The sequence below is a fragment of the Tenacibaculum maritimum NCIMB 2154 genome, assembly GCF_900119795.1.
In the GTDB taxonomy this organism is placed as follows: domain Bacteria; phylum Bacteroidota; class Bacteroidia; order Flavobacteriales; family Flavobacteriaceae; genus Polaribacter; species Polaribacter maritimus.
In genome coordinates this window covers 1,350,356-1,364,929 of the sequence record NZ_LT634361.1, presented here as the reverse complement: position 1 = coordinate 1,364,929, position 14,574 = coordinate 1,350,356, and the positions used below count along the sequence as shown (strand labels likewise).

Annotated in this window: 12 protein-coding genes, 1 tRNA gene and 1 pseudogene; 8 read left to right on the top strand and 6 right to left on the bottom strand. The window is 31.6% G+C overall.

The window, feature by feature from the left end; genetic code table 11:
- Positions 1–243 precede the first annotated feature (243 nt).
- The 4 genes from MARIT_RS06280 (at position 244) to MARIT_RS06265 (ending at position 4,797) form a co-directional block, all read left to right on the top strand.
- Complete coding sequence (locus tag MARIT_RS06280) at positions 244–1,320, top strand: hypothetical protein (protein WP_100211068.1); 1,077 nt, start codon at positions 244–246, stop codon at positions 1,318–1,320.
- Between the two features lie 61 nt (positions 1,321–1,381).
- Entirely contained in the window at positions 1,382–3,412 is a 2,031-nt protein-coding gene (locus tag MARIT_RS06275) for a sensor histidine kinase (RefSeq protein ID WP_024741188.1), read from the top strand.
- A 2-nt stretch (positions 3,413–3,414) separates the two neighbouring features.
- Positions 3,415–4,164 (top strand): LytR/AlgR family response regulator transcription factor, encoded by a 750-nt coding sequence (locus tag MARIT_RS06270; RefSeq protein WP_024741189.1) that lies wholly within the window; start codon positions 3,415–3,417, stop codon positions 4,162–4,164.
- Positions 4,165–4,239: 75 nt separating this feature from the next.
- Positions 4,240–4,797: a YqgE/AlgH family protein gene (locus MARIT_RS06265; RefSeq protein WP_024741190.1), complete on the top strand. Its 558-nt coding sequence runs from the start codon at positions 4,240–4,242 to the stop codon at positions 4,795–4,797.
- A 9-nt stretch (positions 4,798–4,806) separates the two neighbouring features.
- Here the strand turns inward: MARIT_RS06265 and MARIT_RS06260 are convergent, their stop codons facing one another.
- Together MARIT_RS06260 and MARIT_RS06255 are read right to left on the bottom strand one after the other, a co-directional pair.
- On the bottom strand, positions 4,807–5,637 hold the full coding sequence (locus tag MARIT_RS06260; RefSeq protein WP_024741191.1) for an aminotransferase class IV: 831 nt from the start codon (positions 5,635–5,637) through the stop codon (positions 4,807–4,809).
- A gap of 206 nt (positions 5,638–5,843) precedes the next feature.
- The gene (locus tag MARIT_RS06255; RefSeq protein ID WP_024741192.1) at positions 5,844–6,227 is read right to left on the bottom strand and encodes an START-like domain-containing protein; all 384 of its coding nucleotides are present in this window, start codon (positions 6,225–6,227) and stop codon (positions 5,844–5,846) included.
- Positions 6,228–6,422: 195 nt separating this feature from the next.
- Here MARIT_RS06255 and MARIT_RS06250 point away from each other — a divergent pair.
- Positions 6,423–6,496, top strand: a tRNA-Met gene (locus MARIT_RS06250).
- A 320-nt stretch (positions 6,497–6,816) separates the two neighbouring features.
- On the opposite strand, the gene MARIT_RS06245 is transcribed toward MARIT_RS06250, so the two are convergent.
- Positions 6,817–7,464, bottom strand: a complete 648-nt coding sequence (locus tag MARIT_RS06245) for a hypothetical protein (RefSeq protein WP_024741193.1) — start codon at positions 7,462–7,464, stop codon at positions 6,817–6,819.
- Positions 7,465–7,802: 338 nt separating this feature from the next.
- On the opposite strand from MARIT_RS06245, the pseudogene MARIT_RS06240 reads away from it, so the two are divergent.
- A pseudogene (locus MARIT_RS06240) lies at positions 7,803–8,573 on the top strand (DUF4184 family protein).
- Positions 8,574–8,602: 29 nt separating this feature from the next.
- On the opposite strand, the gene MARIT_RS06235 reads toward MARIT_RS06240, so the two are convergent.
- Both MARIT_RS06235 and hutH read right to left on the bottom strand, forming a co-directional pair.
- Positions 8,603–10,600, bottom strand: a complete 1,998-nt coding sequence (locus MARIT_RS06235) for a urocanate hydratase (protein WP_024741195.1) — start codon at positions 10,598–10,600, stop codon at positions 8,603–8,605.
- A gap of 9 nt (positions 10,601–10,609) precedes the next feature.
- Positions 10,610–12,103, bottom strand: coding sequence for a histidine ammonia-lyase (gene hutH, locus MARIT_RS06230; RefSeq protein WP_024741196.1), 1,494 nt, complete (start codon positions 12,101–12,103; stop codon positions 10,610–10,612).
- 70 nt (positions 12,104–12,173) lie between these two features.
- Between hutH and MARIT_RS06225 the strand changes: the two genes are divergently transcribed.
- Positions 12,174–13,079 carry a LysR substrate-binding domain-containing protein gene (locus MARIT_RS06225; protein ID WP_231975202.1) on the top strand — a complete coding sequence of 302 codons (906 nt, stop codon included), beginning with the start codon at positions 12,174–12,176 and terminating at the stop codon, positions 13,077–13,079.
- On the opposite strand, the gene MARIT_RS06220 is transcribed toward MARIT_RS06225, so the two are convergent.
- Entirely contained in the window at positions 13,076–13,669 is a 594-nt protein-coding gene (locus MARIT_RS06220; protein WP_100211067.1) for a Crp/Fnr family transcriptional regulator, read from the bottom strand. The two genes, MARIT_RS06225 and MARIT_RS06220, sit on opposite strands and share 4 nt — an antisense overlap.
- A 242-nt stretch (positions 13,670–13,911) precedes the next feature.
- On the opposite strand from MARIT_RS06220, the gene MARIT_RS06215 reads away from it, so the two are divergent.
- A complete protein-coding gene (locus MARIT_RS06215) occupies positions 13,912–14,571 on the top strand; it encodes an ArsR/SmtB family transcription factor (protein ID WP_024741199.1) in 660 nt (219 codons plus the stop codon).
- Positions 14,572–14,574: the final 3 nt, after the last annotated feature.

Genomic DNA, 14,574 nt, shown 5'->3' with positions numbered 1-14,574 from the left:
CCTTACTCTTTATCTTCTTCACTCTTCTACCTTTAAAACTATATCTGATTCAAGAAGCTTGCTTTGCGAAATACAAGTAAGCTTCTTAATCAATTAGTTATTCACTCAACTTATATAGTCATATGCCATACAAATAGTTTGAATTATTTTCTAGCATTGCTTCAACAACAAGCTAAATAAAAAAATAAACTGTATGCAAAACTTTAGGATACAAGAAATATAAAAGTTCAAAATAATAAAATTATGAAAAAATCATTTTTAAAAACAAGTATCATTGCTTTCTCTTTACTTACTGGAACATTCATTAGTTGTAAAAAAAGTATACAAAAAAGTAACTTTTCAACATCTTCGCAAACAACTTCTAAAAGCGATACCCTCTCTTTTCCTATTAGAAAACCTATCGTTTTTATTACGAATCATGATAAAGGAACCAGTGACTTTTACGCTAGTGCCTCCACTTATTTCAAAAGCAAAAAGTATCAAATTATAAATAACACCTCTTCTTTGGAAGAAATTATTAATTGGATAAATACGAATACTACTCAAAACCCGTATGGAGAAATTCACATTGTAGCCCTTAACAATCCTTGGAAAGGAATGAGTTTAAAAACAGTAATGAATGGAGAACCAATTACAACTATCTCTTTAAATAAGCATCTCTCAAAAGGAACATTGCCTAGTATAAAAAGCGGTATCACTAAGGATTCTAGAATTATATTTCATTCGTCTGACATAGGTAGTAACCAATCATTAATAAATCTTTTAAAAAGTGCTTTTACAAACTCTGAAACTCCTAAAATTATAACCTCTCCCTACTATAGCATATTTGGGGGTCAATTTTCAAATTACTATTTAGCAAAACCTTACTATGTGTTTTATCCTACAGCAAACTCTCCCGGAAAAACTGATTTATCAAAAGAAATCGCTAAAAAATATCCAACTGAAAAAGAGATAGAATGGTTTGAGGCTCTAACAAATGAATATGAACGCTATATCGGAGAGGCTTATACCCTTCCATGTAACGTTCCTATTGAATGGGAGTTCGATTACTATAACTCTAATCATACTATCCCTAACTTTCATAACAGTAAAGAAATCATAGTTTGGATAAAAAATAATAAAAATTTAATTACAGAACTGGAAAGGCTACAGATTCCTATAAAAAAATTCAGGTGGTCTTATACTATAAAAAATAATAAATTAACAATCAAAGGTAAAGCTACCGTCTTATGCGTATTGAAACCTTTAACAAAACCTTATGGAGACTTGAAATACCTAGAACCCGACACTAATAATAAATGTTTATATACTATTAACTAATTCGATTATAAAAGTAATTGTTTAGTTTGAACAATTACTTTTTTACTGTAAGTTTGCTTATATGAAATTGCTTCAAAAAATACCCTTCTTTTTTATACTGTGCTTTCCTGCATTTTTAATTGCTCAGAACAATAATATTGCGGAACATTATGTACTGGATAATTATACGCTAAAAAACTACACCACTAAAGATGGATTGCCTAGTAACAATATAACTGCCATTACTCAAGATAGTATTGGTTACCTTTGGTTTTCTACAAATAAAGGAATTACTCGTTTTGACGGTAATCGATTTATCACCTTCACAGAAAAAGATGGGTTACAATCCAATAAGGTAAATTGTATAGGTATAAAAAACAATACTATTCTAACAGGAACCGATCGTGGGTTATCTATAAAAAACCAAGATGCCTTTTTTAACCTAGAAAGTAAACCTATTCGTACAATAGCAGTTGTTAAAAACAGCATTTTTTTAGGCACCTCTCTTGGCATATCCCTAGTAAGAAAAGACTACATTGCTCCCATAAGAACCAATATCCTCGTAGATACATCCATTGTTTATGATATCAGCTTCGATGGTGAGTTTTTTTGGGTTGCAACTAGTAAGGGACTTTGGAAAACCTCCGACTTAACAAAAGAAAACACCATCAAAAGAATAGCTAAAGGAATATTTACCTCTATTTTTTTTAATAAAAGCCAAGTTATAGCAACTACTTATAATAGGGGGATATTAATTATTGAAGGTAAAAAAGTAACTGTAACCACTTCTCCTAAGCAAATAAATACTATAAAAAAAGTAGGTTCACAGATTTGGGTTGCTACAGAAAAAGAAGGAATTGAAGTATTAAACAACCATTGCTCCTTTTTAAGAAAAATTAATAAATATAATACTCCTATTACCAATAATATCAATTCAATTTTTGAAGACAACCAACAAAATATTTGGATAGCAACTCCTAATAAAGGCCTTTATAAATTTGAAAACGATCTCAATATTATCCCCCCAAAGTCAAAAATTGCTTTTGAAAACATTAACATTGTATATCAACCCCTTGACAGCATTAATATCAATGGATATTCAAAAATACTGCAACTCCCTTCTTATAAAAACCACTTATCTTTTACTTTTAAGACCATAAATGTTAATAATCCTCAAAAAGTTGAATACAGGTATAAATTAAACGATGCTTATAGTCCCTGGTCTAAAAACAACCATATAAACCTAGCTAATCTAAAAGCTGGAAGCTATATACTTACTGCTCAATCTAGAATAGACCAAGAGCACGAAAGTACCCCTATACAATTTCAGTTTTTTATTGATAAACCTATCTATGAAAAAACTTGGTTTCAATGGTTAACAATCGTAATTATTGCTTTGTTAGTAAGTTTTTCTGCTTATTTTTATGTTAAGAAAATTAAAACTGAAGATAACTTAAAAATTGAACAATTAGAGTTAAAGAATCATTTGTTACTACTTGAGCAGAAAGCACTCCGATTACAAATGAACCCTCATTTTATTTTCAATGTTTTGAATGGCATTAAAGCGCTAGGAAGCACCGGTAAATCTGAAGAATTAAATACTACTATCAGTAAGTTTGCTACCTTACTACGCTCCATTTTAAATAATTCTCGTGTACATGAAATTAGTTTAGCCAAAGAAGTTGCTACTTTAAAAAATTATATAGAATTAGAACAACAAATAAGTATAAAATCTTTTAACTATATCATAAAAACGAATATGGATCTAGATACCGAAGAAATTCTTATTCCTCCTATGTTAATTCAACCTTTTGTTGAAAACAGTATCAAACACGGAATCCAACTGGCTACTGAAAATGGAGAAATATCTGTTATTTTTTCTATCAAAAAAAATTTTCTAAACTGCACTATTAAAGATAATGGAATTGGATTTCATCAATCCAAAAAAACAAAAAGTATCCGTAAGCATAATTCTCTAGCTGTAAAAGTTACTCAAGAACGAATAGAAAACCTAGCTGGAAATGATTCTTTTTATATTGATGAAATCTTAGAAAACAATATTGTAAAAGGAACCAAAGTTTGGTTTAAGATACCTTTAAAAACCGATTTTTAAAAATGACTACATATACCGCTATTATAATTGACGACATTCCTTCTGCTATAGAAATGCTTCAAAACGATATTTCAAAAAATCATTCTGAAATAGAAATTACTGGTACTGCTAAAAGCGTTGTTGAAGCTTCAAAACTCTTAACACAGCAGCAACCCGATATTTTATTTCTTGATATTATGCTAGGCGATGGAACTGGTTTCGACATCTTAGAAATTCATCCCGATCTTTCTTCTAAAATTATTTTTGTAACCGCTAGCGATGAGTTTGCTATTAAAGCTTTTAAATTTGCTGCTATTGATTACGTATTAAAGCCATATTCTAATGATGACTTAAAAGCTTCTATTCAAAAAGCAAAAAATCAAATTCAGCCTGACAAAGAACAGCTTTCCGTTTTACACCAATCAATAAGACAACCTGATATACGACCTGAAAAAATTTCATTGCATACTTCTGATAAGATTGTAGTAGTTCTTTTAAATGATATTATTAGGTGTAAATCAGATAATAATTATACTGAATTTTATATGGCTAATGGACAAAAAATATTGGTTGCTAAGACTTTAAAATATTTTGCTGATATGCTTAAAGAGTTTCAATTTTTGCGCGTACATCAAAGCCATCTAATTAATATTCAGTATGTAAAAGAATTTATAAAGTCAGATGGAGGCTACTTAATTTTAAAAAATAAAGATTCAATTCCTGTTTCTGTTCGAAAAAGAAATGAGCTTATAGAAGCTCTACGAAGTTTTTAACTTTTTTCTATTTCTCTATAATAAATATTAAATATAAAAATTTTGTTTATATTAGTATTATTAAAACTAAAAGTTATGGTTATCTTAAAGCCAGAAAAAGGGAGATTACTCATTGCTGAGCCTTCTATTTTGAACGATATTTCTTTTAAAAGATCTATTATCATGCTAACAGAGCATACAATAAATAGCTCTGTTGGCTTTATTTTAAATAAACCATTGGCTTATACTGTCAATGACTTAATTCCTGAAATAGATTGTCATTTTAATATTTTTCAAGGTGGGCCTGTAGAGCAAGATAATTTATATTTCATTCATAAAATTCCTGAATTAATCCCCGGAAGTGTAGAAGTTGCTAATGGCATCTATTGGGGAGGAAATTTTGATTCACTAAAAGTTTTACTAACCACCAATAAAATACAAGAAGATGATATTCGTTTTTTCTTAGGATATTCTGGATGGGGTTCTCATCAACTAGAAGACGAATTAGAAACAAACTCTTGGTTCGTTTCAGAAAATAATTACAAAAACATTTTCGCTATCAATAACGAAACTATCTGGAAAGATCAATTATTACTAAAAGGAGGAAAATATAAAATATGGGCTAATGCACCTAGTGATGTACAGCTAAATTAAATCAACTTATTAGCTTTCAGTGATCTCTAAAATACGTAAGTTTTTTTGTAATTTTTCACTAATAGTCGTCGAAAATTTTTTCTTACGATACTTTGTTACTGGTTGAATTCCTACGATAGCATTGGTTATAAAAATCTCATCTGCTTTTTGCAACTCAAAAGGAGAAATTATCCCTTCTTCCAATGTAAACTCTTCTTTTTTATCTAGCATTGCAATCACTTTTTTTCTTACCACCCCTTTTAGCGCCCCTTCTGTTAATGCAGGAGTTTTAACGGTGTTTCCTTTGATTATAAAGATATTTCCATTCGTGACCTCTACTACTCCTTTTTTTTCGTTCAATAGAACACAATTATCTAAATCATTTTCTTCTGCAAAAACACTCGCTAAAGTATTCAGCATTCTATTTGTTGTTTTTATCGTTGATAGCAATCCTGAATAATTATAAAAGTCTTTATATAAATCGATCTCATAACTTGGCTTTGTTTGATACGCATATGCTTTTGCTTCTATTAAATAATCTATCTCATTAGTTTTTGGAGCATATAAACCTCCATCTTTTCTATATACAGTTAAGCGAACTCTATAAGAAACAGCTTTCTCTTGAGCTCTTATCAACCTCAATATTTCCTGCTCCAAGAACTCAAGGGTAAATGACATTGGTATTTTCATCCTTAGCATTCTCATAGAAGCCATTAAACGGAAGTAATGATCTTCCAAGAAGATCACTTTATTTTGCTGAACCTTAACTGTTTCAAAAATAGCATCTCCAAACTTAAATCCTCTATTTTCAATTGAAATTTTTAGATTTTCAGATAATAATTCTCCGTTATAATTTACCATTGTGTATTTTTTTATGGCGCAAATTTAGTATATTTCATTAAGTAGCATCATTTATTTTTTTCATTTCTCTAAAAAGTTACAATTCTACTCTATATACTACCCCATCCTTCTATCATTACTGTAGTTATTTTTTATCAGTTGAGTAGTATCTATAAAAAAACCATCAAATAAAATTTGATGGTTCTCCAGATTAATTCATTTTATTGTTATGCGCCTATAGTATGCTTCAATTCATCTATTTGATTTTCCCACAACATCTTTGATTCTTCTAAATCATCTTCGCTATCTGCAAAATCGGTAACCATCAAAGAAACATCTTTCGTTAATGCATCTACTTGAATTCGAAATTCAAAATAACTTTCGTCTCCTTCGCTCTCTGCCCACTTAAACTTTATTCTTTCATCACTTTTATTCACCAAAATCTTAGCTTCTTCTTCCGTTCCATCCCAAAAGAATGATATCTGCTTTCCTCTAGAGTTTACTTTATCAGCAAACCACTCTTCCAAACCTGCTGGAGTAGCAAAATATTGATACAACATACTTGGCGACGCATGTATAGGAAACTCTAATTCAAATTTAACTTTACTCATTTTATCTTCTACTTTTATAAAAAAACAATCACTTCTTTATCATAACAAATTGCTTTTCAGTATTTTAATTTAAAACCAATTTTAGAATTTAAATTATAACATAATTGATGCCAATATAGGCAAATATTCTTTTAAAAAAAATTAAAAAAAATATTGCAGAAAACGAAAAAGGTGTTATATTTGCACCCGGAATTAGGCGAGGTAGCTCAGTTGGTTAGAGCGCAGGATTCATAACCCTGAGGTCGGCAGTTCAAATCTGCTCCTCGCTACAAAGTAATCAAATTAAAAAAATGCGTCTTAAGACGCATTTTTTTATGGATAAAATTCTTAACCTGTTACAAAATAAAGAAGCATTCTCAAAAGTTAGAGTTACGCAACAATTAGGGTCAATCTATAATAAGAAAAACGCTAATAGGTAGCCATCTAAATTCTAAAACAGTATAAGCGTTTGAAATTTAATAGCAAAGCTCCATTCACTCTACTTAAGTTTTATTAACTTGCTACCTTAGGTAATTCGAGTGAAAACTATCTATAATAACAAAAAAAAGCTCACTGATTAAGTGAGCTTTTTAATGTGTCTAAATAAATACTAATAAAGACCTTTAAATGTTTTCATCGTGCTAAAAAATGCTCTTGTTTCATCTGTATTAGGATAAAGATTCATTTCTGAAATCCCCCATTCTCCTTCTACATTTTCTAACTTATACAAACCGTAAGATGTTGACATTAATTCTCTAGATGTATTAAATCTTTCAAAGAAAATTTGAGCATCTACATGATTCGCATCTTTTATAGTTATTCCTAATAACTTAACCCTTGTATAAAGATAGCCTGATGATTTTAACCTTCTAAAAAAGACTTTTGCTAAAATAGACGCCGGCAACTTTGTATTCCAAACAGATCCAAAGAAACCTCCCGTGTAAAAAGTAGTAATCTTTTCTTCTTCTGATGTATAATCATTAATGCTAACAACTCTATCTTGAACAAAATGAGAAATCCACCCCGATTCATCTAATTTAGAAAACACCAATGGTAAATCCATTTCGAATTTATACCTCAAAATATCCCATACAGCTACCTCATCTACATCATCTACCGAAGTTCTTCCTTCAACTTGGGAAACCATCGCTACTTGTTTAACATCATTTTGTCTTTCAAGCTCTTCAAATTGCTCTAACGTGTTATCACTGCAATTAAAAAAAGAAATTACAGATAATAATAGTACTAATTTTTTCATTGTTTATAATTATTTTAGGGCTGCAAAACTACTCTTTTAAGCTACCTACAATTAAGAATTTCCATCAATAATATTTATCTCATAAACACATTTTTTTATAGTGCTTACAAACCCATTCTTACTCTGTTAATTATGAAACACATCCATTTTTTTAGTTATTGAAAACACTTGTAAAATAATTAAAATACGACTTCCTTATACCTTAATAGCATCTCCCCCTCCCTTTCTGACTATATAATATTTAAAATAGTATATTTTCTTTAATTTCGTTTTTTTTATTTTATGTATAAAAAACAAAGAATTTCTATCTAGTCTAATAAAATCTACATCCCATCAAAATGCCTTTTACATTCTCCCACCCATCTATCATATTACTCTTTACTTACCTTCCTAAAAAATGGTTTTCATTAACAGGACTTGTTATAGGAAGCTTAACCCCCGATTTTGAGTATTTTATAAGAATGGAAATAAAGAGTACTTTTAGCCATACTTTAATTGGTCTTTTAGGATTTAATTTACCTCTAGGAATAACCCTTTCTTTTATATTCCACAATATTATCAAAAACGATTTATTCAATAACCTACCTCATTACTTCAAGTCAAAGTTTTCGTCTTTTAAAAAATTCAATTGGAATCACTACTTTATAAAAAATTGACCCATTGTAACTACCTCCATATTAATAGGGACTGTATCACATATTTTTTGGGATAACTTTACGCATCAGAATGGATATTTCGTTGAAAAAATTTCCATATTAAGAAATCCAATCTACTTTTTTAATCAAAGAGTTTTTGCCTTTAAAATACTACAACACACCTCTACCATAATCGGAGCAATCATAATTACCTACGCCATCTATAAGCTCCCTAGCTCAAAAATAAATGGTAAAAAGAACTCCCTAAGCTATTGGGCACTCGTATTTGGCCTCACCTTCGGAATCCTATTCCTAAGATTTTTCAACGAATTTAACCTAAATCAATATGGTAATATCATTGTTGCCTGCATCTCCTCTTTTCTTTTAAGCTTAACTTTAAGTCCTTTAATTCTTACTAAAATCAAACGCTCCATTACAAATGCAACAAAAAAAGACTCAGACATAAATGCCTGAGCCCTTTTCATCTATTTATTTAAGCCGCTTTAAAATAACTTTTCTAACAAATCATCTTCCACTAGATTGGGAATAGTGACCTTTAAACTCGGCGTACGCTCCATTTCTCGTTTTATAGCAAATAACGCCTCCTTATTCCTTGCCCAACTACGCCTAGCTATCCCGTTATTCACATCATAAAACAGCATACTTTTTAAGCGAATATCAGCTTCTGAGCTACCATCTAAAAGCATTCCAAAACCTCCATTCATTACTTCTCCCCATCCTACACCTCCTCCATTATGAATAGAAACCCAAGTAGCTCCCCTAAAACTATCACCAATAACATTATGTATTGCCATATCTGCAGTAAACTTACTTCCATCGTAAATATTAGAAGTTTCTCTATATGGAGAATCTGTTCCGCTCACATCGTGATGGTCTCTTCCTAATACAACAGGTCCTATTTTTCCTGCTGCTATCGCCTTATTGAAAGCTGCTGCTATTTTAGAGCGTCCTTCTGCATCTGCATATAAAATACGAGCTTGTGACCCTACTACCATTTTATTTTTTTTAGCATCTTTTATCCAAGTAATGTTATCTTGCATCTGTAATTGAATCTCTTCTGGAGAATTTTCCATAATTTCTTGCAAAACAGTAGCTGCAATTTCATCTGTTGTATCTAAATCTTCTGGTTTTCCAGAAGCACACACCCAGCGAAATGGTCCAAAACCATAATCAAAACACATGGGACCTAAAATATCTTGAACATAAGAAGGATACTTAAAATCTATCTCATTAGAAGCCATAACATCTCCTCCTGCTCTTGAGGATTCTAGTAAAAAAGCATTCCCGTAATCAAAGAAATAAGTTCCTTTTTCTGTATGTTTATTTATAGCAGTAGCATGTCTTCTTAAAGTTTCTTGCACTTTTTCTTTAAAAACCAAAGGTTCTTCTCTAATCAATCTATTAGATTCTTCATAAGAAATTCCTACAGGGTAATATCCTCCTGTCCAAGGAATGTGCAACGACGTTTGATCTGAACCGACATGGATAAAAATATCTTCTTCATAAAAACGCTCCCATACCTCTACAACATTTCCAATATAAGCTATAGAAGCCACTTCTTTTGCTTCCTGAGCTTCTCGTACTCTTTTCACTAAATCAGTAATATCATTCACTAGCACATCTACCCAACCTTGCTCATGTCTTTTTTCTGCTGCTTTTGCATTCACCTCGGCACAAACTGTTATACAGCCAGCTATATTCCCCGCTTTAGGCTGAGCTCCACTCATACCTCCTAATCCTGCTGTTAAAAATATCTTCCCTGCTGGAGTATCTTCTTTATCTAATATTTTACGAAAAGCATTCATAACAGTTATCGTAGTTCCATGAACAATTCCCTGAGGACCAATATACATAAAAGATCCCGCGGTCATTTGTCCATATTGAGATACTCCTAAAGCATTTAGTTTTTCCCAATCATCTGGTTGGGAATAATTCGGAATTACCATCCCATTAGTAACAATAACTCTCGGCGCATTTTTAGAAGACGGAAACAATCCCATTGGATGCCCTGAGTACATATGCAATGTTTGCTCATCCGTCATTGTTGCTAAATATTGCATTGTTAATAAATATTGTGCCCAGTTTTGAAATACAGCTCCATTCCCCCCATAAGTTATCAATTCTTCTGGATGTTGTGCCACTGCTGGGTCTAAGTTATTCTGAATCATCAGCATAATAGCCGCCGCTTGAGTTGATAACGCAGGATATTCAGCAATATCTCTGGCATACATCTTATATGACGGTTTGAATCGGTACATATATATACGACCAAATTTTTGTAATTCGTCAGCAAATTCCGCTGCTAACTCTTCATGCCATTTTTTAGGAAAATATCGAAGAGCATTTCTAATAGCCAATTGCTTCTCTTTATTAGACAATATGTCTTTTCTCTTAGGAGCCCTGTTTGCTCCCTTTGGGTATTCTTTTTTAACAGGTAATTCAGTTGGAATTCCTTGAAGTATATTTTCTTTAAAAGTCATCATCATATTTTATTTATTCACAATAAAAACTTGCTCTTTTACCATTTCTACTAGCTGATTGATATCGTCTTTCAAAACTCTATCCTCCTCTAACTTAGCTACTTTAGCTCTAATAATTTTAAAATTATCTTCTATTATCTCAGAAAAAGTATTAGGTCTCCTAAACTCCATTGCTTGAGCAGCATACATCAATTCTATAGCTAATATTTTTTCCACATTCCCTAAAATTTGATTGAATTTACGCCCTGAAATACTTCCCATAGACACATGATCCTCTTGTCCTAATGATGTAGGAACACTATCTGCCGAAGGAGGAAAACACAAAGACTTGTTTTCTGTAACTAAAGCTGCCGTAGTATATTGAGGTATCATAAACCCAGAGTTTAAACCTCCTGCTTCTGTTAGTAAACGAGGCAATCCATATTTTCCCTCTAACAGTAAATAGCAACGTCTGTCCGCTATATTTCCTAATTCAGAAGCCGCTATTGCTCCGTAATCCAAAGCCATTGCTAAAGGTTGTCCATGGAAATTACCTCCAGAAATAGCTTCTGTTTCACTCAATACAATTGGATTATCCGTTACTGCATTCATCTCTATTTCTGCCAATTCTTTTAAATGATAATACGCATTCCTAGAAGCTCCGTGCACCTGTGGAATACATCGCATCGAATACGGATCTTGAACACGATCGCAGCCAGCATGATTCTCAACATTTTGAGAGCCTTCCAATAGCATACGCATTCTTTCAGCTACTTTTAAATTTCCTTTAAATGGGCGTATGCGATGCAATGCTTCTTTAAAAGGAGAAACGCTCCCTTGGAAACCTTCCAAACTCATTGCCCCTGAAAGGTCTGCTAAACCTAACAAATACTCCATTTTTTTCAAGCCTACAATTGCGTGTGCTAAAATGAATTGAGTTCCATTTATCAACCCTAAACCTTCTTTTGCTTCTAGTTGAAGTGGAGCTAAGCCATGTTCTTCTAAAACTTCTTGCGCCTTTACTACCTTATCTCCCACCCAAAATTCTCCTTCTCCTAAAAGAGGTAAAAATAAATGAGACAAAGGAGCTAAATCTCCCGAAGCCCCCACTGAACCTTGCTCTGGCACAACAGGTAATATATCATTCTCAATAAAATACAAAATACGCTGTATCAACTCTAAACGAACTCCTGAAAACCCTTGACAAAGAGCGTGAACTTTACAAATCATCATTATTTTAGATAATCGCTTATCAATAGGCATCCCTACTCCTACAGCATGCGTAATTAGTAAATTTTCCTGTAATTTACTTGTCTCCTCAGGAGTTATCTGTACATCACATAAAGGCCCGAAACCAGTATTAATTCCATAAACAGCCTTATCTCCATTAGCCATGCTAACTACCTTTCCTCTGCATTTTTCTATATTAATAATAGCTTCACTTACTAATACCCCTTTCAAACTTCCTTCTGAAAGTGCTATTACCCTATCTACAGTTAATTGCTCTATTCCGTATTTAAACATATCCTTCAATTTTATTTTTATCAAAGTTATCTTTATTTTTGATGCTTAACAATACCAATAACATTATTATATGATACCCATAAGTTATCAATTAGAATTAAGACATCTTAAATATTTTTTAGCAGTTGCAGAAAGTTTACATTACAGAAAAGCTGCCGAAACCCTCTATATATCGCAACCAGGGTTAAGCAGACAAATTAAACAATTAGAAGACAATTTAGGCATACAACTTTTCGAGCGCCACAACAGAAAAGTAGAATTAACCAAAGCTGGAACATACCTCAAATACGAAATTACACGTCACTTAAAAGACTTAGATCATATCATCAATCACGCCAAACTACTTCACAAAGGCATCCATGGCAATTTAAACTTAGGCTATGTAGGTTCTGCCATGCAACAGTTAATTCCTGAGCTACTTTTAAAATTTAAAAAAGAGCATCCTTCCATCATTTTTAACTTAAGAGAAATGGACAATCGCAAACAGATCAGCAAACTACTATCCAAAGAAATTGATATTGGCTTCGTACGATTAGATCGAGCCCCTAAAAACTTAGAAGGAATTCCTATTTTAAAAGAAAACTTTTGCTTAGTACTTCCTAAAAATCATCCTATAAATGCAGTTAACTTTAAAAACATTAGCCAACTAAAGGAAGATTCATTTATCATGTTCGATCCTTCTTACAACCCCTCTTATTATGAAAGAGTTATGAAAATATTTAATGATAGCGGATTCACTCCTATTATTTCTCATAACACAATACACGCTAGCTCAATATATAGACTAGTAGAAAATAACTTAGGAATTTCCATAGTTCCTAAATCTCTATTGGTTGGCTATAATATGGACATTAAGTTTATTGAGCTCAAAAATGTTCCACACCAAACTATACTATCTATCGTATGGAGTAAAGAAAACAGAAACCCTACTCTCATTTCCTTTTTAAACACTATAGTAAAAAACAAACAAACTTAAACATCCTTACTACTATTTTGTTCCGCTATCCTTCTTTTGATTCTACTTAATGATTCTGGTGCAATTCCTAAATAAGAAGCTAATTTGTACTGAGGAATTCTTTGCACCAATGCTGGATGCGATTTTAAAAAACTTTTATACCTTTCCTCTGGCTTAGTAGTAATAAAAGATGACAATACCTCTTGATAATGACTCAATTGTTCTTCTAAAATTACTTTATACAACTGTTCAAATTTCGGAAACTTTCTTAATAATTTTTTTTCTGCTTCATATGATAAAACTCCCAATATGCAATCTTCCTCGCATTCAAAAAAATGATTAGAAGGAACTTGCCTTGTAAAGCTTTTAATAGAACTTACAAATTGATTTTCTGTATAAAAAAAAGTAGTCTTCTCTTCTCCATTTACCATGTAATACAACCGAATACAACCTTTTACATTAAAATAATATGATTCTGCCACCTCTCCTTTCTTTAGCAGAAGAGTTCCTTTTTTAAACACTTCAATTCTAATTAAATCTTTTATAACCTCAATTTCTTCTTTATTAAGCTCTATATACCTAGCTATATAACTCACTATTACATTTAGCATTGTTTTATATATAATTTAGTTGTTCGTCATATATAAAGAGCTGCTGGTCTCAAAATCTACTCTTTATTACGCTCACAATCTATAAAAAATAAAAGCGCTCATTAAATTACTGTTTATGAAATTGATACACCTATATTTCTTCTTTTTTCTCAAATATTTCAAAAATTATTTTCTCTTTTTTTTAAATAACCTTCGTACATATTCAATTATTCAATATATTTATTGAATAATTGAATATAGGCATGAATAAACACGAGTTTAAAAGTAGCATTTACCAAGAAATTTCAAATGTAGGGAAAGCACTGTCCAACCCTCATAGATTAAGAATACTCAATTTAATTTCTCAAGATGACTACTCTGTAGAGCAAATTGCTACTGAAATTAACGCCTCCATAGCCAATGCTTCTCAGCATTTGCAGGTATTAAAAAAGGTTAAGTTATTAAAAACTTCAAAAAAAGGACATTATGTTATTTATTCTTTAAGTAATAAAAATGTATATACCCTTTGGAATGCTTTACAAACGTTTAGTTTGGAAAACAATTCAGAGATTCAAACCATTTTAAAAAACTTTAGAACAACTACTTTTTCAGAAAGCCCTTCAATAACTGCTGATGAAATTGTAGAGAAAAATATATTAAATGATCTATATTTTCTAGACGTTCGTCCTGAAAGAGAATTCCGAAAGGAGGCCATTGCAAATGCAAATTCGATTCCCATTACAGAATTAAAAAAAGAACTCCATCAACTTCCCAAAAACAAACAGATAGTTGTTTACTGTAGAGGGCCTTTATGCTTATTTGCCGATGAAGCTGTGCATTTTTTAAAAGAAAATGGTTATGATGCAATACGATTGGAAGAGGAAGTTTTAGATTGGAAACAAAAAGGATTACCTGTTAAATAAATA